This window comes from Rhizobium sp. SAFR-030 (assembly GCF_059415005.1).
Window position 1 is genome coordinate 296713 of sequence record NZ_JBPFDO010000003.1, and the last position, 26113, is coordinate 322825.

Genomic DNA, 26113 nt, shown 5'->3' on the forward strand with positions numbered 1-26113 from the left:
TGACCAAGCTCCTCACAGCTTCTCCACGAACCCGTCCAGCACGCGTTTCTGGCCGGCCTTGTCGAAATTGATCGTCAGCTTGTTGCCCTCGATCGTCGAAATGTTGCCGTTGCCGAACTTGATGTGGAAGACCCGGTCGCCGACGGAGAAGGCCGAGGGCGTGTCCGATACCGACTTCGCCACCAGTTCGCCGTCGATGGTCTTCGTCCGCGGTCCGCTTTCGCCGTAGCCGATGCGTTCCACGGCATGGCCGGAGCGGGTGCCCCAGTTGTCGCGGGTGGCGTCGGTCTTGTTGGCCTGTGCGCGCTTCCAGCCGGGCGTCGAATAGGTGTTGGCAAACGGATCGGCCTTGTCGAAGCGTGACTGGCCGTAGCCGCCGCGCCCGCCACCATAGCCGCCGTAGCCACTGTCAGAGGCGGCCACGTCGACATGGGCCGGCGGCAGTTCGTCGAGGAAACGTGACGGCATGGTCGACTGCCAGAGGCCGTGGATGCGGCGGTTGGAGACGAACCAGATGTGGCAACGATGCTTTGCGCGGGTGATGCCGACATAGGCGAGGCGCCGCTCTTCCTCCAGCCCTGAGCGACCGCCCTCATCGAGCGCCCGCTGGTGGGGGAACAGGCCTTCCTCCCAGCCGGGCAGGAAGACGGTGTCGAATTCCAGACCCTTGGCCGAATGCAGCGTCATGATCGAGACCGCATCCATTTCCTCGTTCTGCTCGGCGTCCATCACCAGTGAAACGTGCTCAAGGAAGCCGCGCAGGCTCTCGAAGCTCTCCATCGAGCGGACGAGTTCCTTCAGGTTGTCGAGCCGGCCCGGCGCTTCCGCCGACTTGTCGTTCTTCCACATGTCGGTATAGCCCGACTCTTCGAGGATCTGCTCGGCAAGCTCGGTATGTGTCGTGGATTCAAGCCGTTCGCTCCAGCGCCTGAAATTCTGAATCACGTCGAACAGCGCCTTGCGGGCCTTCGGCTTGACCTCGTCCGTCTCGATAAGGTCGCTGGCGGCAGCCAGCATCGGCACGTCGCGGGCACGGGCATAGTCGTGCAGCGTGCGGATGGTGGTGTCGCCGAGGCCGCGCTTCGGGGTGTTGACGATGCGCTCGAAAGCGAGGTCGTCGGCCGGCTGGCAAACGAGCCGGAAGTAGGCCATCGCGTCGCGGATCTCGAGGCGCTCGTAGAAACGCGGGCCGCCGACCACCCGGTAGTTGAGGCCGAGCGTGACGAAGCGGTCTTCGAACTCGCGCATCTGGAACGAGGCGCGCACGAGGATGGCCATGTCGTTGAGCTTGTGCTTGACGCCATTGCCGTCACCGCGCTGCAGCCGCTCGATTTCTTCGCCGACGGCGCGGGCTTCTTCTTCCGAATCCCAGGCGGCGTGGACGATGACCTTTTCGTCGTCCGGATCGGTGCGGTCGGTGAACAGCGTCTTGCCGAGGCGCCCTTCGTTATGGGCGATCAGATGCCCGGCGGCGCCGAGGATATGCTCGGTGGAGCGGTAGTTGCGCTCCAGCTTGATGACGCGGGCGCCCTGAAAATCCTTCTCGAAGCGCAGGATGTTGTCAACCTCGGCGCCGCGCCAGCCGTAGATCGACTGGTCGTCGTCGCCGACGCAGCAGACGTTCTGCGCGACGTCCTTAGGACGCTGGGCCAGCAGCCGCAGCCACATGTACTGGGCGGTGTTGGTATCCTGGTACTCGTCGACGAGGATGTAGCGGAAGCGCTGGTGATAATCCTTCAGCACGTCCGGATGGCGACGGAAAAGGTCGATCGGATGCAGCAGCAGGTCGCCGAAATCGCAGGCGTTCAGCGTCTTCAGGCGCGCCTGGTAGGCGGCGTAGAGCTCGCGGCCCTTGCCGTTGGCAAAGGCGCGCGCATCGCCTTCCGGAATATCCTTCGGCGTCAGCCCCTTGTTCTTCCAGCCGTCGATCATGCCGGCGAACTGGCGGGCCGGCCAGCGCTTGTCGTCCAGGCCCTCGGCCTGGATCAACTGCTTGATCAGGCGGATCACGTCGTCGGTATCGAGAATGGTGAAATCCGACCGAAGACCGACAAGCTCGGCGTGGCGGCGCAGAAGCTTGACGCCGATCGAGTGGAAGGTGCCGAGCCAGGGCATGCCCTCGACAGCGCCGCCGACCAGAACGCCGATGCGCTCCTTCATCTCGCGCGCCGCCTTGTTGGTGAAGGTGACGGCAAGGATCTGGCTGGGATAGGCGCGGTTGGTCGCCAGGATATGGGCGATCCGGGTGGTCAGCACGCGCGTCTTGCCCGTGCCGGCACCGGCCAGCACGAGCACCGGCCCGTCGACGGTCTCGACCGCTTCGCGCTGTTCCGGATTGAGGCCCGAGAGATAGTCGCCGGCGCTCTTCTGGTCGCGCGCCGCCATCGCCCGTGCCGCGATGCCAAGCCCTGCGGGGTGAGGCGGCGCGGACTGGGCCTGCACCTGGCCGGATTTCTGCCGGGGCGTGTGATCCGGTTCCTCGTCGAAGAACGGAATGTCGTCGAAACTGTTCGTCATGCGGCCAATCTAATGATTCCGGTAGAACAAGGCCATAGTTGATGTTCTGGTTTTATTCCAGATCCGGCCTTTCCCGCAGCAAAAACCGGGAACCGGCAATGCAGCTGCCGCTTTGTTCGGCACCGACAACAGGCCGATGCGCTTGCTTTCGCCGCAACGTTACAATTCGGCAAGGTTGGCAATCCAATGTTGCCTCTCCATTCGTAACACAGGATACTTGGGACACGTGTCGTTCCCCCCAATCGGAGTTGTGAATGCGAATCTGGAAGCAGTTGCTGCTCAGCCTGGCAGTGTTGATGGCCGGTGTCTTCGTCTGGCTGCTGATCAGCCCGAGCGCCGGTGCGACCCTGGTTCGCTTCGGTGTTCCGCAGCAACTGGTGGCGCTGGTGCATGCTCCAGCGCCGGCCGCCGAAGCGCCGGCCGGACAGGGCGCCGGCCGCGGCAGCCAGTCCGCAGGACAGGGTGGTGGCCAGGGCGGCAGCGGACGCGGCACGCTCGTCGTCGCCGTGCCTGTGGTGACCGGCACCGTCAACGACCGGCTGTCGGCCATCGGCAGCGGCGAGGCGATCCAGTCGGTCGTCGTCATGCCGCAGTCAGCCGGGACGATCGAAGAGATCCGCGTGGCGGCCGGCCAGGCCGTGAAGAAGGGCGATGTGCTGGCCCGTCTCGATGACGAGGAACAGCTCATCGAGCGCGACAAGGCGCAGGTCACCTTGAGCAGCGCGGTCGAGAAGTCTAACTCCTACAAGAACCTGCAGTCGATGCCGCGGCTCGATGTGCTCGATGCGCAGATCGCCGAGAAGTCGGCACGCCTGGCGCTCAGCACCGCCGAGTTCAACCTGCGCCGCCGCGACATCGTCGCGCCGATCGACGGCATCGCCGGCATCGTCGCGGTCAATGTCGGCGACAACGTAACGACGCAGACGACCGTGGTGATGCTGGACGACCGGTCGCAGATCCTCGTCGACTTCTGGGCGCCTGAGCGCTTCGTCACGTCGCTGCGTCCGGGCATGCCGGTGGAGGCGACATCGGTCGGGCGGGCCGGGGAGATGTTCAGCGGCACGATCGAATCGATCGACAACCGCGTCGATGCTGCCAGCCGGACCATCCGCGTGCGGGCCCGCATTGCCAACGACAGAGACCTTTTGCGCGCCGGCATGTCGTTCAGCGTCGCCATGCGCTTTCCCGGCGATAGCTATCCGGCAGTCGATCCGCTGTCGGTCCAGTGGGATGCCGACGGCTCCTATGTCTGGCAGGTGGTCGACAACAAGGCGAAGAAGGTGCGCGTCAATATCGTTCAGCGCAATCCAGACACGGTGCTCGTCGATGCGGACCTGCACGACAAGGATCTGGTCGTGACCGAAGGCCTTCAGCGTGTGCGTGAAGGCCAGCCGGTGCGCATCCAGGGCGCGACGCAGCAGGTGGCGGAGGCTGAGCGGACATGAGCGATACGACGGACACGACGCCCGACGCAGCCAAATCGACCTTCACCGCGCTTTTCGTCCGCCGACCGATCCTGGCGGCCGTGATCAACACGCTTCTGGTGGTGGCCGGTCTTGCCGCCTTCGTCGGCGTCGAGGTGCGGGAGCTTCCCGACGTCGATCAGCCGGTGATCACCGTGCGGACTACCTATGACGGCGCCGCTCCGCAGACCGTCGACCAGGAACTGACGCAGGTGATCGAGGGCGCGGTGGCGCGGGTCAGCGGCCTGAAGACGCTGTCGTCGGAATCGCAGTTCGGCTCCAGCCGCGTGACGATGGAATTCAGCGACACGGTCGATCTTGCGGTTGCCGCCAACGATGTGCGCGATGCCATCGGCCGGGTGTCCAACCAGATCCCCGACAATGCCGACGAGCCGCGCATTATCAAGGCCGACTCGGATTCGCAGCCGATCATGCGGCTAGCGGTGACATCCTCGACGCTGTCGATGGAAGACCTGACGCTCTTGGTCGACAACGAGATCACCGACCGGCTGGCGGCCGTCGAGGGCGTTGCCGACGTCGAGCTCTACGGTGACCAGGAAAAAATTTTCCGGGTCGACATCAATCAGGGGGCGCTGGCCAGCCGCGGCCTGACGGTGGCCAATATCATCACTGCGCTCTCCAGCGCTGCACTTGACGTTCCAGCCGGATCGCTGACCAGTCGCACCCAGGACATCGTCGTTCGCGCGACGGCGAACCTGTCGACGCCGCAGGATTTCGAGAACGTCCTGATCAAGGACAATATCCGTCTGCGCGACGTGGCAAGCGTCATGCTGGGTCCGGATGAGGGGACAACGACACTGCGGTCGAACGGCGTGCAGGGCGTCGGCCTCGGTATCATCCGCCAGGCGCAGTCCAACACGCTGAACATCTCGACGGGCGTCGCAGCCGCGGTCGCCGAGTTGCAGGCGGCGCTGCCGGAAGGCACGCGTGTCGTCATCACCTCCGACGACGCGGTGTTCATCCGAGGCGCACTGCACGAGGTCGAGCTGGCGCTTGGCCTGTCGGCAATGATCGTCGTGGTGGTTCTCTATCTCTTCCTGCGCGACTGGCGGGCGACGCTGATCCCGGCGCTGACCATGCCCGTTGCCCTGATCGGTACGCTGACGGCGATTTATCTCGTCGGCTTCTCAATCAACATCCTGACGCTGCTGGCCATCGTGCTGGCCACCGGGCTTGTGGTGGACGATGCGATCGTCGTCCTCGAAAACATCGTCCGGCGACGGTCGGAAGGTATGGGCCCACGCGCAGCCGCCGTCCTGGGTACCCAGGAAGTGTTCTTTGCCGTCCTGGCAACCACCGCGACGCTGGCGGCCGTCTTCATTCCGCTGTCCTTCCTGCCTGGCCAGTTGGGCGGACTGTTCCGCGAGTTCGGCTTCGTGCTGGCCTTCGCCGTGGCTCTGTCTTCGGTGACGGCACTCACGCTCTGTCCGATGCTGGCGTCGCGAATGCTGACCAAGCCGATGAGCGAGCCGAAAGGCTGGCTGTCGAGCTTCGGCGACCTGTTCGCCAGCACCTATGCGAGATGCCTGCGGTTCTGCCTCAACGCGCCGCTGGTGGTGATCACCTTCTCGCTGTTCTTCTCGTTTGCCGCCTTCACCGCCTTCGGGCTGGTGAAGAACGAGCTGACGCCGATGGAAGACCGCTCGATGGTGATGATGCGGCTGACCGCGCCGCAGGGCGTCAGCCTCGATTACACGCAGGACCAGCTGAAGCGCGTCGAGGAAAACCTCCAGCCGCTCGTGGATTCCGGCGAGATCCGCAACATCTTCTCGGTTTCGGGCATGAACGGCTCGACCAACAGCGGCTTCATGGTGCTGACACTGGCGCCATGGGAAGAGCGTGCCCGCACGCAGAACCAGATCGTCACCGACATCAACGCGGCGACGGCCCGCGTGCCGGCGGTGCGCGGCTTTGCCATCCAGTCGAACAGCCTGCGCATTCGCGGTGCCGGTAGCGGCTTGCAGGTGGCGCTGGTCGGCAACGAGCATGCGAGCCTGACGGCTGCTGCCATCAAGCTGGTCGAGGCGATGGAGGGCAGCGGCTCTTTCGACACGCCGCGTCTCGACAACGAGCCCACCCAGGCACAGCTTTCGGTCTCGATCGACCGCGAGCGGGCATCGGACCTCGGCATAGACATTACCGGTCTGTCGGCCGCGATGCAGGCGCTGCTCGAAGGCCGGTCGGTGGTTGACGTGTTCGTCGATGGCGAGGCCCTGCCGGTCAAGCTGCTGTCTTCGACGCAGCCGCTCAACGATCCGACCGATCTCGAAAACATCTTCCTGCGCACCGGCGACGGCAAGGTCGTGCCGATGTCGACCATCGCCACGCTGAAGGAAGGCGCCGTCGCGCCGCGCCTCAACCGCGAACAGCAGCTTGCCGCGGTTTCGCTGTCGGCAAGCCTCAAGGATGGCGTGTCGCTGGGGCAGGCGCTCCAAGAGGTTCAGGCGCTTGCCCAGCCGCTGCTGCCGGCTGGCGCTCGCCTGATGCCGCTGGCGGAGGCCAAGACGCTCGGCGAAAACTCCAGCGGAATGGCGGTCACCTTCGGCTTCGCCATCGCCATCATCTTCCTGGTGCTGGCCGCCCAGTTCGAGAGCATCCTGTCGTCGGTGATCATCATGACGACGGTTCCGCTCGGGCTTGCCTGTGCCGTCATAGCGCTGCTGGTCACCGGCTCGACGCTCAACGTCTACAGCCAGATCGGTCTCGTGCTGCTGGTCGGGGTCATGGCCAAGAACGGTATCCTGATCGTCGAGTTCGCCAACCAGTTGCGTGATCGCGGCGTGGCGGTGCGCGATGCGATCGAGCGGGCCTGCAGGATCCGGCTTCGGCCGGTGATGATGACGATGATCGCAACGATCCTCGGCGGCGTGCCGCTGGTCTTCGCACAAGGCGCCGGCGCCGAGGCGCGCATAGCGCTCGGCTGGGTGATCGTCGGCGGACTGGGACTGGCGACGCTGGTGACGCTGTTCATCACGCCCGTCGCCTATCTGCTGCTCGCCCGCTTCGCAAAGCCCCATGCGCATGAGCAGCAGCGTCTCGAGGACGAGTTGGAGCGGGCCGCCAACCGGGCCGCCAACGAAGAGACAAAGCCGCCACTGCTGGCGGCAGAGTGACCGACAAGCCCTTGTGATTGCTGCGAAGAGGTCGCCGGGCGGCTCTCCCGCGCTGGACAAAGCACTCATCGTCACCTACCAAATGCCGGGCGACATTCGCCCGGCAGACGCGGAGACAGACGATGGTGATGAGAGACGCATTGAGCGGCCAGCGCAACGACGCAGGGATGGTGGCCGTTCTGGAAATTTTGCGTCAGGAGCTGGGTGATCGTCTGCAGACAGGCCAAGCGTTTCGCGAGCAGCATGCGCACACCACCACCTACCTGCCGAGCCAGCTTCCGGATGGTGTCGTGTTCGCCGAAACGGTCGAGGACGTGAAGACGGTGGTGAAGGCCTGCGCCGCACACCGGGTTCCGGTTATCGCGTTCGGCACAGGCTCCTCGCTCGAAGGTCAGGTGAACGCGCCGTCCGGTGGCGTCTCTCTCGACTTCAGCCGGATGGACAAGGTGCTGCGGGTCTCCGCGGAGGATCTCGACGTGACCGTCGAGCCCGGCGTCACCCGCGAGGCCCTGAATACCTACCTGCGCGATACCGGTCTTTTCTTCCCCATCGACCCCGGCGCCAATGCCTCGATCGGCGGCATGACGGCAACGCGCGCCTCCGGTACCAATGCCGTGCGCTACGGCACGATGAAGGACAATGTCCTGTCGCTGACCGTGGTGACCGCGGACGGCGAAGAGATCACCACCGGCACCCGGGCGCGCAAGTCGTCTGCCGGCTACGACCTGACACGGCTCCTGGTCGGTTCGGAAGGCACGCTCGGCATCATCACCTCGATCACCCTCAAGCTGCAGGGAATTCCGGAAAAGATCGGCGGCGGGGTCTGCGCGTTCCCATCGGTGAAGGCCGCCTGCGATGCCGTCATCATGACTATCCAGATGGGCATTCCCGTCGCCCGCATCGAGCTTCTGGACGAGACGCAGATCCGCGCCTGCAACGCCTATTCGGGCCTCAGCTACGAGGAGAAGTCGACGCTGTTCGTCGAGTTCCATGGAACCGAGGACACTGTGTCCATGCAGTCCGAGCAGTTTGCCATGATCGCCGAGGAGTGCGGCGGCGAGACCTTCCGCTGGACCGGTGATGCGCAGGAGCGCGCCAAGCTGTGGAAGGCGAGGCATGACGCCTACTGGGCATCGCGGGCGCTTGCGCCCCACCTGAACGGCCTGTCGACCGATGTCTGCGTGCCGATCTCCAGGCTCGCCGATTGCGTGGCCGAGACCCATGCCGACATCGTTGAGAACGGCTTTCTGGCGCCGATCGTCGGCCATGCGGGCGACGGCAACTTTCACGTGCTGATCCTGTTCGACGACAAGGATCCGACCGACATCGAGCGGGCCGAAGCTTTCGTCGAGCGGCTGAACCGCCGCGCGCTGTCGATGGACGGGACCTGCACCGGCGAACACGGCATCGGCCAGGGGAAGATGAGCTTCCTTGAGCAGGAGGCGGGTCCGGCGCTGGCGCTGATGCGGTCGATCAAGACGGCTCTCGATCCGCACGACATCTTCAATCCCGGCAAGATCCTGCGCCCGCAGGCTTGAGTATCCCGTAAAGGAAGGGTTGCCCCATTTTCGGGTGCAACTAAACTGGTCGTTCAGACCAAGGAGAGTGGCGCGGTGCTCGGACGGATAATGCTGGTGATCGGCGGCCTTGTCGTCGTCGCGTTGTTTACCGCCTTGCTGGCGCCGTTCTTCGTCGACTGGTCCGATTTTCGCCGTGACTTTGAAAATCAGGCGAGCCGCATTCTTGGCAAGAAGGTCACGGTCCACGGAACCGTGGATGCCAGGATCCTGCCGTTTCCGTCGGTGACGATGACCGATGTGCGCGTCGGCCAGGACGTCGACGGAACGCCGCTTGTGCAGGTGGCGCAGTTTTCCATGGACATGGAGCTGGCGCCGTTCCTGTCGGGCGAGGTACGCATCTTCGACATGCGCATCGACCGTCCGAAGGCGCGCATCCGGCTGTTGAAGGATGGCCGGCTGGACTGGATGCGCGGCAGCCGCCCGGATTTCGTTGCCCGCAACGTCGTCCTGGAAGGCGTACATGTCACCGGCGCCGAGATTGCCTTCATCGACGAAGCAACAGGGCGCAACCGCAACGTCACGGGGATGACCGCCGACATGTCGGCAAGCTCGCTTGCCGGTCCCTGGCGGGTGGAGGGCAATGCGACGCTGGACGGCCGGGAATCGAAATTCTCGCTGTCGAGCGGCGCGCCCGAGGCGGGCGTCGTTCCGCTGCGGATGAAGATCTGGCCGGATATCCAGCCTGTCGAGGTCCAACTGGACGGGGCGCTGTCGGTTGCCGAAGCACGGCCGCAGTACAAGGGCGATTTCGGTCTCTCCTTCCTCGATCAGCCGATCAATCCGGTGCTGCCGCAGGGCGCCAAGCCGCCACCGCCGCCACGCACGCGCGGCAAGTTCGAGCTCACCAACGACCGGCTGCGCGTGCCGGAATACCGCATCGAGATCGGCGCGGTCGACAACCCTTACGTGATCACCGGCGAGGCGACGCTGGATACCGGAGACAAGCCGGAGTTCCTGCTCACCGCCGACGGCCAGCAGGTGGACGTGAACCGGCTGACGGCCGACCTGATGCGCGGCAAGACGGCGCGCAATCCACATGTCTCGGCGCAGCACCGGCTCAATGCACTGATCGAGATGGCAGCGCGTATCCCGATCCCACAGGTGCCGGGCAAAGCCAGCATCCGCCTGCCGGCGATCGTCGCCGACGGGACGACGGTGCGCGACGTGCGGCTTGACGTACGACCGGCGGGAGACGGTTGGACGGTCGAGAATGCCGTCGCGACGCTGCCGGGACGGACGCAGGTGGAGGCCAACGGGCAGTTGTCGCTCGCCGGCAACGCATCGTTCATCGGCCGCATGCTGCTTGCCTCCAACCAGCCGTCGGGCTTCTCCGACTGGCTGACGGGCCAGGTGGATCCAGCAATCCGCCAGCTGAAGGCGGCCGGCTTTTCGGCCAACGTCAACCTGACGCCGCAGGTCCAGCAGTTTCAGGCTCTGGAGCTTGCGGCCGGCGTCGCGACGCTGAAGGGAAGCCTCGAACGCCGCTCCGCTGGCGAGGAGACCCCGTCGCTGACCGTCGATCTTGCCGGCGACGATGTGGATCTCGACGCGTTGCGGGCGCTGGCATCGCTGCTGACCGGCGAAGATGCAGGCGAAGACGTGCTCGATCACCGGCTGGCTGCGCATGTGAAGGCGCAGCGCCTGACGGCCTTCGGCATCACCGCGCAGGACGTCGAGACGAATGTCGACCTTGGCGACGGCAAGCTTGCCGTCCAGCGGCTGACCATCGGCGATCTCGCCGGTGCAAAGATCAGCGGGCAGGGCAGCGCCGAGGGCTCGCTGCTGGCCTATACCGGCAGTGGCACGCTGGCGTTCGACGCCGCCGATCCGACGGCCTTCGTGGCGATGCTGAGGGACCGACTTCCCGCCCACCCGATCCTCAGCCGTCTTGCGCGTAGCGGCCCTTCGTTTGCCGATACCAGCCTCAAGGCGACCGTCACGCTCGGCGACGGGCTGGACGCCAAGATCAACGGCCAGACGCACGGCAGCCAGATCACCGCGGACATCCGCTCGCCCAACATTTTGGACCTGACCGCCGAGACGATCATCGACGGCAGCCTGTCGCTCGACAACCCGGATGCTGCGGTGATCGCCGCGCAGGCGGGGTTCGATCCGCTGCCCTTCGATGGCGACAGCGATGCCAGCCTGGCACTCGATCTGCATCGGCAGGGCGAGGGACCTGCGAGGGGCAAGCTCGTCTATACGACGAACCGAACCCGGCTCGAAGCTGCGGGCGACTTCGCCGTCGCGGCCGACAGGTTCGGCGAAGGCCAGTACAGCTTCATCGTCAACAGCACGGATCTCGAGCCGACGATGCTGATGGCCGGCATCGGCCTGCCGCAGTTCGGCATGGGGCTTCCGGCCGAAATCAAAGGTCTGCTGAAGGTAGAGCCGCAGACGCTCGAGGCCTCGGAATTTTCCGGCCAGATCGCCGGCAATGCTGTCAGCGGCGCTCTCAGCCTCGATCGCACCGCCAGTCTTCCGACGGTGCGTGGTCGTCTGGCGCTTGGTGCCGTCGACCTCGCATGGCTCGGCGAAGGCATTTACGGGCCGCTGACGGAGGCCGATGGCGATGCGCTGTCGAACAAACCTTTCGCGCTGCCGATCTTTGCCGGCATCGACCTTAGCGTCGACCTGACCGCCGAAAATCTGCGTGGCCTGGACAGGCCGCCGATAACAGACCTCACCGGACGTCTTCTCAGCCGTGCCGGTACCGTCAGCCTGGAAGATGCCAAGGGACAGTGGTCCGGAGGGCAGATTGCCGGACGGTTGTCGATGTCGAACAGCGAAGGTATCGGCGTGTTGCAGACGCGGTTCAGCATCGATAATGCCGATCTGGCGCCGCTTACCTGGCAAAAGGACCGCGAGCCCGTGGCAAGCGGTCGGATCTCGCTGGAGCTTGCCGCAGAGGCAACGGCCAAGACACCTGCCGAACTCCTCTCGGCAGCCAGCGGCTCCGGCGTGCTGCACTTCAACGACCTGACGCTCGGCCGTATCAATCCGGACCTGTTGCCGGCGCTGTTTGTGGCAGCCGATCGCATCGAGGGTGAGGTGACCGAGCCAAAGGTGACCCCGCTGCTGCGCGACCTCGTGCATGCCGGACGGACGGCGGTCGGCTCCGTCGACATGCCGTTCACCATGAGCGGCGGACAATTGCGGGCGCAGAACGTTGCGACCGAGGCCGGTGCGACGAAGCTGACGGGCGAGTTGCGCATCGATCTGGTGCGCCAGGCGCTCGATGGGGTACTGGAGATCGGCTACGACGCCGGTGAGGAAGCCATCGCCGGCGGCGATCCGTCGGTGCGGCTCGCCTATCGCGGACCCATCGAGGCACCGGAGGAGATGGTCTTGGCGGGCTCGATGACCAACTTCCTGTCCCTGCGCGCCTTCGAGCGCGAGCGGCGGCGGGTGGAAACGCTGCAGGCGAGCGTTCTGGAGAAGCAGCGGCTGCGGCGTGAGGTGACGCTCTACACGTTCCAGGACAACGAGCGGCGCGTGGCGCGGGAAAAGGCGCAAGCCGAAGCCCGGGCGAAGGCCGACGAGGAGGCGCGCCAGCGCGCCGAGACGGAGCGCCAGGCGCGCGAACAGCGCGAGCGTGAGGCGCAGACTCCGCAGCTGACCGTGCCGCCGACCGGCGACCTGTTTCGTGGCGATGGTTCGCTGCCGGGCGTCAACGGCAACTAAGATCGGGCAAGACGCAAGCCTAGCCGGTCTGCGGTGGGGTCTCCCGCTTCAGCCAGGCCAGCACGTGCAGCCTGAGGGCTGAGGAGAGGTTGCTGTCGGGATCGCGCCCGTCATCGATCTCGGCGATCAGCGATGCGAGACTGACGCCGCGAACGACGGCAATGCCCTTCAGTTCATCCCAGAAGCCGTCTTCCAGCGAGAAGCTGGTGCGGTGGCCGTGCAGCGTTGCCGAATGCTTGCGGATCATGCCTGCGGCCTACCTGGCTGATGAGGATGCTCATAAAGTGATTCGGAATTCGCCGCCAAGCGACTGATGTTGCTGAAGCCGCGCACGGCGGCTCAGTCGCCGCCATCTTGCCGATCCCCAGGCGGGGCATCGGCCTTTTCGATGCGGCCCTGATCGAGAGCTTTGGCAGCCTTTTCGTTGAGGGCGCCGGTCAGCGACTTTTCCTGCCGCGTACGGCCGAAACTGATGCGGTTCTGCTCCGCCTGCCGCTCTTTTTCCGAGCGCAGCTTCGACTTCCGGGCTTGGCGAAGGTTGACGATCTCGGCGCTCATGCGGCTCTCCGGCAGCGGCCAGCGTGTGGTCGATCAGTGCTTCTTGCGAAACGAATCGAGCGAAACCACGGAACCCTTCTTGTCTTCCTCGGACTTCGGCTCCTCGTCGCCTTCAGGCTTGGCAACCACATCCACCGGGTAGGCGGTGATCTCGGCCGAGGTTTCCTCTTCGTCCGACAGCGGCACCTCGAATTCCAGCTCGAAATTGACCGAAGGATCGTAGAAACCGCGAATCGCGTTGAACGGGATGTACAGGCGCTCCGGCGTATCGGAGAACGACAGACCGATCTCGAAATGCGTATCCGAGACCTTGAGATCCCAGAACTGGTGCTGGACGACGATCGTCATCTGCTCGGCATATTTCGACTTCAGCATCGGCGAGATGCGCACGCCGGGCGCGCCGGTCAGGAAGGTGATGAAGAAATGATGATCGCCAGGAAGGCGGCCGGTCGCGGCAACCTCGGTCAGGACCTTACGGATAACGCCACGTAGAGCGTCCTGCGCCAGAATGTCGTAACGGATATGATCCTGACTCATCGGTGTTTTCTTCCAATCGTATATCGTCGGTTTTGGCCGTGATTTGCTCGGCTCGTTATAGGACACGTGCATGCTCGGCGGAAGCCCCGCCGGAACAAGTGTCATCATCATAACCAAAAACGAAGAGGAGGAGAAGGTGAAGGCTTCTGTTGCCAGGTGCCTTCGGACCCCGCCTCAAGGGGCTAACCTAGAGGACTTGGTTCGGATTTCCCGCACCGCCATTAGGCAGCGAGAGCATAACCCTTAGCGTTGTTGTCGTTTGCAACTACACTTGTGACCCGATAACGGCGGTATCATGCCGAGCAAAAGTTCGATCTTTACGCCCTTGTCGATCCTATTTCGCCCCCATCAAAAGCCGGTCCAGAAGACCGACCGGTTTTTGGTGGAGGCGCCGGGTACCGCCCCCGGGTCCAATAGGTTTATTACACCGACCGTTTATCGCCATATCCGGAGCAAGCCCCGGCAACACCTATATAGGGGCATCTCGCGCGGATGAAAAGAGGCGCCGACATCATTGCTGCGCGCGACGGGGATTCGACGCTGTCCTTCGGGTGCAAGACACCGAATGTCGGGGACAAGCGTATCTCCGGCCCTATATCTTGAGGCGCGCCGACCGTAAGATGGCGCGCCATGGAATCGGCAGGCACAGACGTTCGGCGGACATACGGTGAAACAATATCTCGATCTCCTGCAGCATGTGATGACGACCGGTACCGACCGCGGTGATCGCACCGGCACCGGCACTCGGTCAGTGTTCGGCTACCAGATGCGTTTCGATCTCGCCGACGGCTTTCCGGTCCTGACGACGAAGAAGCTGCATCTGCGGTCGATCATCCATGAACTTCTGTGGTTCCTGAAGGGCGAGACGAACATCGCCTACCTGAAGGAAAACGGCGTTTCGATCTGGGACGAGTGGGCCGACGACAAGGGTGAGCTTGGCCCCGTCTACGGCTACCAGTGGCGTTCCTGGCCGTCGACCGACGGCGGCTCGGTCGACCAAATCGTCAACCTGATCGACGGCATCAAGCGCAATCCGCTTTCGCGGCGGCATATCGTTTCGGCCTGGAATCCGGCGCAGGTGGACGACATGGCGCTGCCGCCCTGCCACTGCCTCTTCCAGTTCTACGTGTCGGGCGACCGGCTGTCGTGCCAGCTCTACCAGCGGTCGGCCGACATCTTTCTCGGCGTTCCGTTCAACATCGCGTCCTACGCGCTGCTGACGATGATGGTGGCGCAGGTGACCGGCTACAAGCCGGGCGAGTTCATCCACACGCTGGGCGACGCGCATATCTATTCGAACCATTTCGAGCAGGCCGAACTGCAGATGCAGCGTCAGCCGAAGCCGCTGCCGACGATGGAGATCAACCCGGACGTCGACGACATTTTTGGCTTCCGCTTCGAGGATTTCGCGCTCGTCGGCTACGAGGCGGACGCGCATATCAAGGCGCCGGTGGCTGTATGAGCGGCGGACCGGTACCGATCGTCATCGTCGCTGCGGTGTCCCGCAACAACGTCATCGGTCGCGGCGGCGACCTGCCATGGCGCCTCTCCACCGATCTGAAGCGCTTCAAGGAGATGACGCTCGGCAAGCCGGTGGTGCTCGGCCGCAAGACGTTCGAGAGTTTCGGCGGCCGGCCGCTTCCGGGCCGCCCGCATGTGGTCGTGACGCGCAATGCCGGTTTTGCCGCCGCCGGCGTCGAGACGGCCGCATCCCTGCCGGAAGCGATTGCCAGGGCGCAGGTTCTCGCCGAGCAGACCGGGGCTGCCGACATCGCCATTATCGGCGGCGGCGAGATCTACCGCCAGGCGATGCCGATCGCCGACCGGCTGGCGATCACCCATGTGGAGACCGTTATCGACGACGGCGACACGTTCTTTCCGGTGATCGACCACACGATCTTTACAAAAATCGAAGAACAGGCCTTTCCCGCTGGCGAGCGCGATAATTTCCCCACCCGCTTTGCCGTCTATCGACGCCGAGATGATGCGATCTGAAACATTTCGTTACCAAACACCCGGATGTGAGGTTCGGCCGCGTTGAAAGCGGGTCCTGGCATGCCTATAACGGGCAGGAACCCGATCGCCGCCTATGTGACCTGGCATGTCGAGGGGTGGGAGTGACTCGAACAAAGAGGTTTTGATGCCCTGGAGCAATCAGAATGGCGGCGGCCCCTGGGGGGGCGGCGGCGGCAACAATCAAGGGCCGTGGGGCCAAGGCCCCAACCGTCCGCGTGGCGGAGGCGGCAACGGCGGCGGCAATGGCGGCCCCCCGGACCTTGAAGACATCATCCGCCGCAGCCAGGACAGGCTTCGCAGCATCGTTCCGGGCGGCTTCAACGGCGGCGCCTTCGTCATCGTCCTGCTGGTCATCGCGGCGTTCGTCGCGTTCCAGTCCGTCTACACCGTCCAGCCGGACGAGCGCGGCGTCGAGCTGCGCTTCGGCAAGCCGAAGGAAGAGATTGCGGCCCCAGGCCTGCACTACCACTTCTGGCCCTTCGAGACGGTCGAGATCGTCAAGGTTACCGAGCAGCAGCAGAATATCGGCGGACGCGGCAACGCCAATTCCGCCGAGGGCCTGATGCTTTCGGGCGACCAGAACATCGTCAACGTGCAGTTCTCGGTTCTGTTTACCGTCAGCGATCCGGAAGCCTACCTGTTCAATCTCGAAACTCCGGCAGCAACCCTGCAGCAGGTCTCGGAGAGCGCCATGCGCGAAGTGGTCGGACGTCGTCCGGCACAGGACATTTTCCGTGATGGCCGCGAGCAGGTCTCCAACGAGGTGCGTGACATCATCCAGGGGACGATGGACACTTATGGCTCCGGCATCTCCATCAATGCCGTGCCGATCGAGGATGCGGCTCCGCCGCGCGAAGTGGCCGATGCCTTCGAAGAAGTCCAGCGTGCCGAGCAGGACGAGGACCGCTTCGTCGAGGAAGCCAACCAGTACGCCAACCAGAAGCTCGGCCAGGCCCGAGGCCAGGCGGCACAGGTCCGCGAAGAGGCGTCCGCCTACAAGGATCGTGTCGTCAACGAAGCAACCGGTGAGGCGCAGCGTTTCGTGTCGATCTACGACGCCTATTCGACGGCGCCGGACGTGACCCGCGAGCGTATCTTCATCGAAACCATGGAGCAGGTCCTGAAGAACTCCAACACCATCATCCTGGATGAAAAGCAGGGCGCGATCCCGTACCTGCCGCTGAACGAGATGATCCGGCAGAACAATGCGACGAGCGGCACTGCCGTGCGGGGGGCAAACCCGTGAGTTCCAACCGTCTCCCAGCCGTCATCATCGGCCTCGCCCTCATCCTGTTCCTCGTCTACTCGTCTGTGTTCATCGTCAACGAGCGCGAGCAGGCTGTCGTCGTCCGCTTCGGTGAGATCCAGTCCGTCAAATCGGAGCCGGGCATCTACATGAAGCTGCCGTTCGGCTTCATGGATGCCGACCGCGTCCAGTACATCGAAGACCGCGCATTGCGCTTCGACCTCGACAACATCCGCGTCCAGGTCCGCGGCGGCGCCTTCTACGAGGTGGACGCCTTCGTGGTGTACCGCATCGCCGATCCCCGTCGTTTTCGTGAAACCGTCTCCGGCGATCGCGAATCGGCGGAATCGCGCCTGCGCACCCGTCTCGACGCCGCACTGCGCCGGGTCTACGGCCTGCGCAATTTTGGCGCTGCACTGTCTGCCGAACGTTCGGCAATGATGCAGGAAGTCCGCACCGACCTGCAGGCGGCAGCCGAATCTCTTGGCCTCGACGTCCGCGACGTGCGTATCCGCCGCACCGACCTGACCCGCGAGGTCTCGCAGCAGACCTACCAGCGGATGAAGGCCGAGCGTCTCGCGGAAGCCGAACTGATCCGTGCACGGGGTAACGAGCAGGGCCAGCGCCGCCGGGCCATCGCCGATCGTCAGGTCGTCGAACTGGTTTCGGAAGCGCAGCGCGATTCGGAAATCCTGCGCGGTGAGGGCGATGCCCAGCGCAACCGCATCTTCGGCGAGGCCTTCTCGCGCGATCCTGGCTTCTTCGAGTTCTATCGCTCGATGCGGGCCTATGTGGGTGCGCTTGCCGACAAGGGCACGACGATGGTGCTGTCGCCGGACTCGCAGTTCTTCCGCTACTTCAACCAAAGCCAGCGCTCTGGAAGCGGGCCGGAACTGCCGCCGCCAGCGGCTCCGGCGGGACAGCCGGCGACACCGCCGGCAGGTCAGCCGGTCGCCCCGGAAAACGGTGCGGCTCCGGCCCGGCCGTAAACCTCAATCGATCCTGCGAAGGGCGGCCACGAGCCGCCCTTCGCTCTTCTGAGCTCCTGCTCATGCAATCTCCTGGGGGCTCGCGAAAAGGTCACTTCCCCTGTCTTCATTCCGCCGTATGCTTGGCGTCAGGTGGCGATATTTCAACCGAGGATGCCTGATGGTGAACTCCCTTCGATTGTCCTTGCGGCATTCCCTGGCGACCGTGATGGCGCTGACCTTGATCGGCGGATCGGGCGCTCCCGCCCTGTCGCAGACGACGACACCGGCGGCTGCGACGGCTGCTCCGGCACCGGCAAGACAGAACGGCGCGGGTCCGGCATCCGTCGCCGACCTTGCCGAGGGGCTGCTCGACGCCGTCGTCAACATTTCCACCTCGCAGAGCGTCAAGTCGGGCGGCAACGGTCCGCAGCCGGTGGTTCCGGATGGCTCGCCGTTCCAGGAGTTCTTCGACGATTTCTTCGACGGGCAGGGCAATCAGCAGGGCAACCGCAAGGTCAATTCGCTGGGCTCCGGCTTCGTCATCGATCCATCCGGATACGTGGTCACCAACAACCACGTCATTGAAGGCGCCGACGATATCGAGGTGATCTTCCCGAACGGCAACAAGCTGAAGGCGAAGCTCGTCGGCACCGACACCAAGACCGACCTTTCGGTATTGAAGGTCGAGCCGAAGGCGCCTCTGAAGGCGGTCAAGTTCGGCGATTCCAAGCAGATGCGCATCGGCGACTGGGTGATGGCCATCGGCAACCCGTTCGGCCTCGGCGGATCGGTCACCGTCGGCATCATCTCGGCGCGTGGCCGCAACATCAATGCCGGTCCCTACGACAATTTCATCCAGACGGACGCGGCAATCAACAAGGGCAATTCCGGCGGCCCGCTGTTCAACATGTATGGCGACGTGATCGGCATCAACACGGCGATCATCTCGCCGAGCGGCGGTTCGATCGGCATCGGGTTCGCGGTGCCGACGGAACTGGCGCAGAACGTCGTGCAGCAGCTGATCGATTTCGGCGAAACGCGGCGCGGCTGGCTCGGCGTGCGTATCCAGCCTGTGACCGACGACGTGGCGGAAAGCCTCGGGCTTGAGGGAGCGCGGGGAGCGCTGGTGTCCGGCGTCATCAAGGGCGGACCGGTCGACAATGGCGTGGTGAAGGCCGGCGATGTCATCCTGACCTTCGACGGCAAGCCGGTGAAGGAGATGCGCGACCTGCCGCTCGCGGTCGCCGAGAGCACCGTCGGCCGCGAAGTCGATGTTGTCCTCATGCGCGACGGCAAGCAGCAGACCGTCAAGGTGACGCTCGGTCGGCTGGAAGACAGCGCCGATGCCGGCGATCCGTCTGATCCGGCGCTTGCCGAAGGCGAACAGCAGACGCCGGACGCCGATGCCGACAAGGGACAGGATGCCGCCGAGGGTCCGGTCGAGGCGTTCGGCATGACGATCGCGGTGCTGGATGATGAACAGCACAAGGCGTTCAAGATCGCCGAAAGCGTCGAGGGCGTGGTGATCACCGCGGTTGCGGCCGGCTCGCCCGCCGCGGAAAAGGGCCTGAAGGCCGGCGAGGTGATCGTCGAGGTCGCGCAGGACTTCATGGCCTCCCCGAGCGATGTTACCGCCCGCTTCGAGGCGTTGAAGGGCGAGGGCCGTCGCAACGCCCACATGATGGTCGCCGGCGCCAACGGCGAACTGCGCTTCGTGGCACTGCCGCTGGAATGAGCGGCAGCAGGCACTCCGGTTCAGCCGGGGTGCCGCGCCAGCTCGGCGGGATTGATCGCCACATAGGTGACGTGGCGCTTCAGGTGCGGGTGGCTGTCTGGTACCCGCGGATGATCGAAATCGAGATTCGGAAAGGCCTTCATTCCGATCCGCTGCATGACGGCGGTGGAACGATGGTTGGAGGCAACCGCGAACGATACGACGCTGCGCAGCCCACGAACCCGGAAGGCATGATCGAGCAGGGCTGCGGCGGCCTCTGTGACATAGCCATGGCCCCAGAAGCGGGTGGCGAGGCGCCAGCCGATCTCGATCATTTCCGGTGGGAAGATGCCCGGCATGTTGGCCGGCGCCAGACCGCAGAAGCCGACAGCCTCCTGCGTCTCCTTCAACTCGACGGCGTAAAAGCCAAGCCCTTCTTCAAGGACCATCGCGTTCACCCGTTCGAAGAGCAGGTCCGATTCGGAGTGATTGCGACGGAAAGGGAAGAATTCCATCACCTTCGGGTCGGCGTTGATTTCGCGAAACAGGTCGCGGTCCTGCTCGAGCCAGCTGCGCAGCAGCAGCCGCTCGGTCTCAAGGATGATGCGTGGTTCTGCCGCGCCGCTCACGGCTTCACGAAATCCGTCTTGCGGTACCCTTGGATGTAGAGAAGCGCGGTCAGATCGGCGTGGTCGATGCGGATCTTGGCCTGGGCGGCGACGGCAGGCTTTGCGTGCAGCGCGACACCGGCACCGGCGAGATCCAGCATGCCAAGGTCGTTTGCGCCATCCCCGACGGCCATCGCGTCGTCGGGCGAGATCCCGAGCCGGGCTGCGATTTCCTGCAGCGCGTCGACCTTCGCCTGCTTGCCGAGGATAGGCTCGGCCACGGTGCCGGTGAGGATGCCGTCTTCCTCAAGCAGCACGTTGGCGCGGTTCTCATGGAAGCCGAGCATCTGACCGATGGGACCGGTGAAAACGGTAAAACCGCCCGATACCAGCGCAGTGTGAAAGCCCTTGGCGCGCATCGTGGCAATCAGTTCCAGACCGCCGGAGGTCAGCGTGATGCGTTTAGCGATGACGTCATCGACGACGCCGACAGGCAGCCCCTTCAGGAGGGCGACGCGCTCCCGCAGCGCCGGCTCAAAGGCGATCTCGCCGTTCATCGCCCGGGCGGTGATTGCCGAGACCTGATCCTTCAGCCCGACGACATCCGCCAGTTCGTCGATGCATTCCTGGCCGATCATGGTCGAGTCCATATCGGCGATCAGCAGCTTCTTGCGGCGTGTTTCCACATCCTGGACGACCACGTCGACCGGTTTGCCGCCGATTGCCGCGCGCAATGCCGCGTAGGACGCCGTCAGATCCGCCTCGTTGCGCAGTGCGATGTCGCAGGCGATGCCATCGGCCAGCCAATAGAGACCGGCGGAATTCACTGCGTCCGCGGCCTGTTCTCCAAGCTTTGCATTAAGGACGGGGTTTGACGGATGGGCAATGAGCGTGGCAACGAGAGCCATGATGACAAACCTTCGGGACGATTGCGAGGCCATCCTGATAACCGGGCCGACGGCCAGCGGCAAGTCGGCGCTCGCCGTGCAACTGGCGCGCAAGCATCGGGGCGTGGTCATCAACGCCGACAGCATGCAGGTCTATGATACGCTGCGGGTGCTGACCGCGAGGCCTTCAGAGGAGGAGATGGATGGCGTCGACCACCTGCTCTACGGACATGTGCCTGCGCGAAACTCCTATTCCACCGGTGACTGGCTGAGGGACGTAGAGCAGCTGTTGCCGGTCCTTCGCCAAGAGGGACGTCTGCCAGTCTTCGTCGGCGGCACGGGTCTCTACTTCAAGGCGCTGACAGGCGGGCTCTCGGAGATGCCGGCCATTCCCGCCGACATCCGCGACCAGTGGCGCAGCCGGTTGATCGCCGAAGGGGCGGAGCCGCTGCACGCGGCGCTTGCGGAGGTGGACCCGGTGATGGCCCGGCGACTTCGGCCGAGCGACGGACAGCGCATCGTGCGGGCGCTCGAAGTGATGGAAGCGAGCGGCCGATCGATCGCCGAACTCCAGGAGCATAAGGGTCCGATACTGATCGATCCGCAGCGGGCCGAAAAGATCATCGTGTTGCCGGATCGCCGGCTCCTGCACGAGCGGATCAATCGGCGTTTTGACCTGATGCTGGACGGCGGGGCTGTCGAGGAAGTTGCGACACTGCGGCAGCTTGATCTGCCGCCCGATGCGCCAGTGCTGCGGGCGATCGGCGTCGCCGAGATCGGTGCCATGCTGAGCGGCGACATGCAGCGGGAGACGGTGGTCGAGCGCGGCTCGGCGCTGACCCGGCAGTATGCCAAGCGACAGATGACATGGTTCCGCAACCAGATGGACGACAGCTGGCGGCGTCTCGATCCGTTTGCCGGCAACTGACGGTCTCGCCTCAGTCCTTGTCGTAGAGGCTGCTCAGCGGCTTGCGCAGCAGGCTTTCCCGCAGCGATCCCTCGCGGCGCACGAGCGTACTCCGTGTCCCCGCAGTGTCATCGACACCAAAGGGACGGAACGGCGACGATGCGGCACTGTCTCGCGGCGGCTCGCGGCGGATGACCCGTGTTTCGGCTGCGGCGGCTGCGTCAAGCCGTGTGCCGGGAAGCATGTCCGGGCGGTAAGGCTCGAGCTCCGGCTGAAGCGTCGGAGGGGCTGTAGCGAGGGTCTCACCGCGCAGTTCTTGCTCCCAGCGCGCCACCTCGGCATCACCGGCATCTGCTTCGGAGCCGCTCACGTCGCGATGGTTGCTGGCGGCCATGCTGCGCTGGAAGCTCGCGATATCCGGTCCGGATACCGCACGCATGCGTGCGACAACGGCGCGCAGATCGACGTTGTCCGGCGTCACTTCGGAGCCCTTGTCGGAAACCCCGTTGGCCTTGGGCAACATGTTCTTTTCGACGCGGGCAAAGTTCATGCGCATCGGAACGGCGATCGCTTCGCCGAATGCGATCGCTTCGCCATTGCCGATCGACGACAGGAAGCTAGTCGTTGACAGAGAGGAATTCGGGATGGCCGAGCGGATGATCTCCTGGTCCCGATCATTGGCGAGCCGCATGGCAAACACTGTCGAGCACTGCGACAGGATGGTCTGGTCGAGTTCGCCGGGCCTCTGGGTGATGACGCCGAGCGACACACCGTATTTGCGGCCTTCCTTGGCGATGCGGGCGATTGCCTGACGGGTGGGGAAGAAGCCGAGTTCGCGGTCGGCCGGAACGTATCGGTGCGCTTCCTCGCAAACCACGAGCATGTGGATCGCGCCGTCGCTCCACAGCGCCAGTTCGAACGACATGCGGCAGAGGATCGAGGCGACGGAATTGACGACTTCCGAGGGAATGCCGGCGAGCTGGAAGGTCGAGATCGGGCGGTCGCCGCCCGGAATGCGGAAGATATGGGCGATGGTCTCCATGATCGTGTCGTTGATCGTGTTGTTGGAGAACATGAAGTGGTAGCGCGGATCGTTGATGGCGGCCGTCAGACGCACCTTCAGCGCCCGCAGCGCCGGCTTTTCGGCGCGTCCCTCGAGCCGCCCGATCCGCTCGTCGATCAGTGCCAGCAGGTCCGCCATCCGGTAGGGCACCGGTGTATCGGCCGTCACCGAGCTTTTTTCCGTGCTGCGGCGCATCAGCGAACTGTCGCCGCCGCGGAAGGCGCGTTTGGCTTCCGGAATGACGTCGCGAAGGATGTCCAGCTCTTCGGGAACCGGCTGCCGGCCGCGGAAGATGACCTCGGCGAATTCGTCGAGGCGCATCAGCCAGAAGGGAAGATCCAGCGTGTCGGTATCGATGACGACTGCCTTGTTGGGGAAGGCGGCAGCGAATTCGTTGTGCGGATCGAGGATAAGAACCCGCAGTTTCGGATCGACCTCGATCGCCTTGTGAAGCAGCAGCGATACGGCCGTCGACTTTCCGACGCCGGTGGAGCCGACAATGGCGAAGTGCTTGGAAAGCATGGACGGGATGTGGATCGCGGCATCGATCGTCTCGTCCTGCGTCAGCCTGCCGATGACGCAGGTATCGGCCTTGCCGGTATCATAGATGCGGATGAGGTCGGCAGAGCGAATGCGGTGGGCGATGGCGCCGAGATAGGGGTAGCTGGTGATGCCGCCGGAAAACTCTTCGCGGCCGTCTTCGCCGACGCGAACCTCGCCGAGCAGTTCAACCTCGATGTGGAACTCGTTGTCGGCGGCTTCCGTCCAGTCCTGCGAGCCGGTGGACATGGAGCAGGTGAGGGCGACGACGCGGTTGTTGCCGACGCTGATCGAGATCAGCCGTCCGACGGACCAGAGTTCGGTGAGATCCGTGGTGCCGCGTTCGGCGACGGCCGCGATCGTCGCGCGCGAGCCGCTGCAGGCCACCACGCGGCCAAGCAGCCGATTGCGGGGATGAAAGCCGTCGCGCCGATCCTGTTCGCCAGCCGAAATCGAGTGCTGAAGCTCGTGGTTACGCAAGAGACGGCCCCTGTACTCGGGCTCAGCCAGGCATTTCACCCAACGGTCACGCGCCCGCTCAAACGGCGACCATAGAGGCGTGCGCTTAACAAGATCTTTCCGCTTCGACGGGCTTCTCCCGAGCTCCGGCCGAGCGAAAGCGGCCTCTGGCGTTTTATTGCGCAATTGCATTGACGAACGGAAATTTTATGACTAACTGTTCGGCCCATGAACAGATCGAACGCACTTATCGTGGTGGGATGGCGCATGGGCAGGACGGAGTAACCGTCCGGCGATAGCCACCCATGCGCAAACCAAGGCTCCTCCAGGGGCCTTTTTTTATGCCTTCAACCAGGCCTCGGCCTCGTTTCAAACAGCAGCAGACGGAATTGCGACATGACGGGTACAGACAATCGGATGACTGGGGCGGAAATCGTTCTGAAGGCCCTGAAGGATAATGGCGTAGAGCATCTCTTCGGTTATCCCGGCGGCGCCGTCCTGCCGATCTATGACGAGATCTTCCAGCAGGACGACATCAAGCACATCCTCGTCCGTCATGAGCAGGGTGCTGGTCACGCTGCAGAAGGCTATGCACGTTCGACCGGCAAGGTCGGCGTCATGCTGGTCACGTCCGGCCCGGGCGCCACCAACGCCGTGACGCCGCTGCAGGACGCGCTGATGGATTCGATCCCGCTCGTCTGCCTGACGGGCCAGGTTCCGACAACGCTGATCGGTTCCGACGCCTTCCAGGAATGCGATACCGTCGGCATCACCCGGCCGTGCACCAAGCACAACTGGCTGGTCAAGGACGTCAACGAACTGGCCTCGACCATCCACGAGGCGTTCCGGATCGCCCAGACGGGACGTCCCGGCCCGGTCGTCGTCGATATCCCGAAAGACATCCAGTTTGCCACGGGCACCTATACGGCGAAGGCCGACCATGTCGTGCAGAAGAGCTACAAGCCGAAGATCGAAGGCGATCTCAATGCCGTGCGCGCCGCGGTCGAGCTGATGGCCTCGGCGAAGCGTCCGGTCTTCTATACGGGCGGCGGCGTCATCAACTCCGGTCGGGAAGCATCCAAGCTGCTGCGCGAACTGGTCGAACTCACCAACTTCCCGATCACATCGACGTTGATGGGGCTCGGCTCCTATCCGGCCTCCGGCCCGAACTGGCTCGGCATGCTCGGCATGCACGGATCCTACGAAGCAAACATGGCGATGCACGACTGCGACGTCATGGTCTGCATCGGCGCGCGCTTCGACGACCGCATCACCGGCCGCCTGAACGCCTTTTCGCCCAACTCGCGAAAAATCCACATCGACATCGATCCGTCGTCGATCAACAAGAACGTCCATGTCGACATCCCGATCCTCGGCGATGTCGGCAGGGTCCTGGAAGACATGGTCCGGCTGTGGCGGGCGCTGCCGCAGAAGCCGGCAAAAGACCAGACTGCCGAATGGTGGCAGAGCGTCAAAAGCTGGCGGGGCCGCAACTCGTTCGCCTACAAGAACTCGTCGGACGTCATCATGCCGCAATACGCCATCCAGCGGCTCTACGAGGCGTCCAAGGGCCGCGAGACCTTCATCACCACCGAGGTCGGCCAGCACCAGATGTGGGCGGCGCAGTTCTTCGGTTTCGAGGAGCCGAACCACTGGATGACCTCCGGCGGGCTCGGCACGATGGGCTACGGCCTGCCGGCGGCCATCGGCGTGCAGGTGGCGCATCCGGACGCGCTGGTCATTGACATTGCCGGCGATGCATCCATCCAGATGTGCATCCAGGAAATGTCGTGCGCCATCCAGCACAATCTGCCGGTCAAGATCTTCATCCTCAACAACCAGTACATGGGGATGGTCCGCCAGTGGCAGCAGCTGCTGCACGGCAACCGGCTGTCGAATTCCTATACGGAAGCGATGCCGGACTTCGTCAAGCTGGCGGAAGCCTATGGGGCGGTCGGCATGTACTGCGACGATCCGCGCGAGCTCGACGAGAAGCTGGAAGAGATGGTGGCGGTCAAGCGTCCGGTGATCTTCGACTGCCGCGTCGCAAACCTTGCGAACTGCTTCCCGATGATCCCGTCGGGCAAGGCGCATAACGAGATGCTGCTTCCCGACGAAGCGACGGACGAAGTGGTCGCGACCGCCATCGACGCCAAGGGCCGGCAGCTGGTTTGATCGCAGGAGAGGGACGCGAGCACGCAGGGCGCTATCATCATTCAGTCGGAGCGA

The 26113-nt window shown here is 64.2% G+C and carries 18 protein-coding genes and 1 other RNA gene; 11 read left to right on the forward strand and 8 right to left on the reverse strand.

From position 1 onward, the window contains the following. Positions 1 to 12: 12 nt before the first annotated feature. A complete protein-coding gene (locus tag ACR65N_RS10965; RefSeq protein ID WP_440457027.1) occupies positions 13 to 2517 on the reverse strand; it encodes an ATP-dependent helicase in 2505 nt (834 codons plus the stop codon). Between the two features lie 254 nt (positions 2518 to 2771). Here ACR65N_RS10965 and ACR65N_RS10970 point away from each other — a divergent pair, with 254 nt between their 5' ends. The 4 genes from ACR65N_RS10970 to ACR65N_RS10985 all read left to right on the forward strand — a co-directional run bounded on the left by ACR65N_RS10970 (position 2772) and on the right by ACR65N_RS10985 (position 12378). After that, positions 2772 to 3962, forward strand: a complete 1191-nt coding sequence (locus ACR65N_RS10970; RefSeq protein WP_440457028.1) for an efflux RND transporter periplasmic adaptor subunit — start codon at positions 2772 to 2774, stop codon at positions 3960 to 3962. Then, positions 3959 to 7114 carry an efflux RND transporter permease subunit gene (locus tag ACR65N_RS10975; RefSeq protein ID WP_440457029.1) on the forward strand — a complete coding sequence of 1052 codons (3156 nt, stop codon included), beginning with the start codon at positions 3959 to 3961 and terminating at the stop codon, positions 7112 to 7114. The genes ACR65N_RS10970 and ACR65N_RS10975 overlap by 4 nt, the downstream gene beginning before the upstream one ends. A gap of 122 nt (positions 7115 to 7236) precedes the next feature. Continuing rightward, positions 7237 to 8652, forward strand: a complete 1416-nt coding sequence (locus ACR65N_RS10980; RefSeq protein ID WP_440457030.1) for an FAD-binding oxidoreductase — start codon at positions 7237 to 7239, stop codon at positions 8650 to 8652. A 75-nt stretch (positions 8653 to 8727) separates the two neighbouring features. Next, positions 8728 to 12378, forward strand: a complete 3651-nt coding sequence (locus ACR65N_RS10985; protein ID WP_440457031.1) for an AsmA family protein — start codon at positions 8728 to 8730, stop codon at positions 12376 to 12378. A 19-nt stretch (positions 12379 to 12397) separates the two neighbouring features. Here the strand turns inward: ACR65N_RS10985 and ACR65N_RS10990 are convergent, their stop codons facing one another. From ACR65N_RS10990 to ssrA, 4 genes are all read right to left on the reverse strand, one after another. Continuing rightward, entirely contained in the window at positions 12398 to 12625 is a 228-nt protein-coding gene (locus ACR65N_RS10990) for a ribbon-helix-helix domain-containing protein (protein WP_440457032.1), read from the reverse strand. Positions 12626 to 12717: 92 nt separating this feature from the next. Continuing rightward, on the reverse strand, positions 12718 to 12936 hold the full coding sequence (locus tag ACR65N_RS10995; protein WP_440457033.1) for a DUF4169 family protein: 219 nt from the start codon (positions 12934 to 12936) through the stop codon (positions 12718 to 12720). A gap of 33 nt (positions 12937 to 12969) precedes the next feature. Next, the gene (locus ACR65N_RS11000; protein WP_430303950.1) at positions 12970 to 13473 is read right to left on the reverse strand and encodes an SspB family protein; all 504 of its coding nucleotides are present in this window, start codon (positions 13471 to 13473) and stop codon (positions 12970 to 12972) included. Between the two features lie 135 nt (positions 13474 to 13608). Further along, positions 13609 to 13976, reverse strand: a transfer-messenger RNA (tmRNA) gene (gene ssrA / locus ACR65N_RS11005). A gap of 164 nt (positions 13977 to 14140) precedes the next feature. On the opposite strand from ssrA, the gene ACR65N_RS11010 reads away from it, so the two are divergent. From ACR65N_RS11010 to ACR65N_RS11030, 5 genes are all read left to right on the forward strand, one after another. Next, positions 14141 to 14935: a thymidylate synthase gene (locus ACR65N_RS11010; protein WP_440457034.1), complete on the forward strand. Its 795-nt coding sequence runs from the start codon at positions 14141 to 14143 to the stop codon at positions 14933 to 14935. After that, positions 14932 to 15468, forward strand: coding sequence for a dihydrofolate reductase (locus ACR65N_RS11015; RefSeq protein WP_440457035.1), 537 nt, complete (start codon positions 14932 to 14934; stop codon positions 15466 to 15468). The genes ACR65N_RS11010 and ACR65N_RS11015 overlap by 4 nt, the downstream gene beginning before the upstream one ends. Before the next feature lie 145 nt (positions 15469 to 15613). Beyond that, entirely contained in the window at positions 15614 to 16735 is a 1122-nt protein-coding gene (hflK, locus tag ACR65N_RS11020) for an FtsH protease activity modulator HflK (protein ID WP_440457036.1), read from the forward strand. Further along, a complete protein-coding gene (hflC, locus tag ACR65N_RS11025) occupies positions 16732 to 17724 on the forward strand; it encodes a protease modulator HflC (protein ID WP_430303946.1) in 993 nt (330 codons plus the stop codon). The genes hflK and hflC overlap by 4 nt, the downstream gene beginning before the upstream one ends. A gap of 160 nt (positions 17725 to 17884) precedes the next feature. Next, positions 17885 to 19441, forward strand: a complete 1557-nt coding sequence (locus tag ACR65N_RS11030) for a Do family serine endopeptidase (RefSeq protein ID WP_440457037.1) — start codon at positions 17885 to 17887, stop codon at positions 19439 to 19441. 20 nt (positions 19442 to 19461) lie between these two features. Here ACR65N_RS11030 and ACR65N_RS11035 read toward each other — a convergent pair whose 3' ends face one another. Further along, entirely contained in the window at positions 19462 to 20049 is a 588-nt protein-coding gene (locus ACR65N_RS11035; RefSeq protein WP_440457038.1) for a GNAT family N-acetyltransferase, read from the reverse strand. Next, on the reverse strand, positions 20046 to 20936 hold the full coding sequence (gene serB, locus ACR65N_RS11040; protein ID WP_440457039.1) for a phosphoserine phosphatase SerB: 891 nt from the start codon (positions 20934 to 20936) through the stop codon (positions 20046 to 20048). The genes ACR65N_RS11035 and serB overlap by 4 nt, the downstream gene beginning before the upstream one ends. Here serB and miaA point away from each other — a divergent pair. Further along, positions 20935 to 21843 (forward strand): tRNA (adenosine(37)-N6)-dimethylallyltransferase MiaA, encoded by a 909-nt coding sequence (miaA, locus tag ACR65N_RS11045; RefSeq protein ID WP_440457040.1) that lies wholly within the window; start codon positions 20935 to 20937, stop codon positions 21841 to 21843. The two genes, serB and miaA, sit on opposite strands and share 2 nt — an antisense overlap. 10 nt (positions 21844 to 21853) lie before the next feature. Here the strand turns inward: miaA and ACR65N_RS11050 are convergent, their stop codons facing one another. Beyond that, positions 21854 to 23905 (reverse strand): ATP-binding protein, encoded by a 2052-nt coding sequence (locus ACR65N_RS11050; RefSeq protein ID WP_440457041.1) that lies wholly within the window; start codon positions 23903 to 23905, stop codon positions 21854 to 21856. A gap of 375 nt (positions 23906 to 24280) precedes the next feature. Here ACR65N_RS11050 and ACR65N_RS11055 point away from each other — a divergent pair, with 375 nt between their 5' ends. Further along, entirely contained in the window at positions 24281 to 26059 is a 1779-nt protein-coding gene (locus ACR65N_RS11055; RefSeq protein ID WP_440457042.1) for an acetolactate synthase 3 large subunit, read from the forward strand. Positions 26060 to 26113 lie beyond the last annotated feature (54 nt).

Excerpts from the sequence above, each read along its gene's own strand:
- ACR65N_RS10965 (WP_440457027.1), bottom strand. The coding sequence starts at position 2,517 with ATGACGAACAGTTTCGACGACATTCCGTTCTTCGACGAGGAACCGGAT.
- ACR65N_RS10970 (WP_440457028.1), top strand. The coding sequence starts at position 2,772 with ATGCGAATCTGGAAGCAGTTGCTGCTCAGCCTGGCAGTGTTGATGGCC.
- ACR65N_RS10975 (WP_440457029.1), top strand. The coding sequence starts at position 3,959 with ATGAGCGATACGACGGACACGACGCCCGACGCAGCCAAATCGACCTTC.
- ACR65N_RS10980 (WP_440457030.1), top strand. The coding sequence starts at position 7,237 with ATGGTGATGAGAGACGCATTGAGCGGCCAGCGCAACGACGCAGGGATG.
- ACR65N_RS10990 (WP_440457032.1), bottom strand. The coding sequence starts at position 12,625 with ATGATCCGCAAGCATTCGGCAACGCTGCACGGCCACCGCACCAGCTTC.
- ACR65N_RS10995 (WP_440457033.1), bottom strand. The coding sequence starts at position 12,936 with ATGAGCGCCGAGATCGTCAACCTTCGCCAAGCCCGGAAGTCGAAGCTG.
- ACR65N_RS11000 (WP_430303950.1), bottom strand. The coding sequence starts at position 13,473 with ATGAGTCAGGATCATATCCGTTACGACATTCTGGCGCAGGACGCTCTA.
- ACR65N_RS11015 (WP_440457035.1), top strand. The coding sequence starts at position 14,932 with ATGAGCGGCGGACCGGTACCGATCGTCATCGTCGCTGCGGTGTCCCGC.
- hflK (WP_440457036.1), top strand. The coding sequence starts at position 15,614 with ATGCCCTGGAGCAATCAGAATGGCGGCGGCCCCTGGGGGGGCGGCGGC.
- ACR65N_RS11030 (WP_440457037.1), top strand. The coding sequence starts at position 17,885 with ATGGTGAACTCCCTTCGATTGTCCTTGCGGCATTCCCTGGCGACCGTG.
- miaA (WP_440457040.1), top strand. The coding sequence starts at position 20,935 with ATGATGACAAACCTTCGGGACGATTGCGAGGCCATCCTGATAACCGGG.
- serB (WP_440457039.1), bottom strand. The coding sequence starts at position 20,936 with ATGGCTCTCGTTGCCACGCTCATTGCCCATCCGTCAAACCCCGTCCTT.
- ACR65N_RS11055 (WP_440457042.1), top strand. The coding sequence starts at position 24,281 with ATGACGGGTACAGACAATCGGATGACTGGGGCGGAAATCGTTCTGAAG.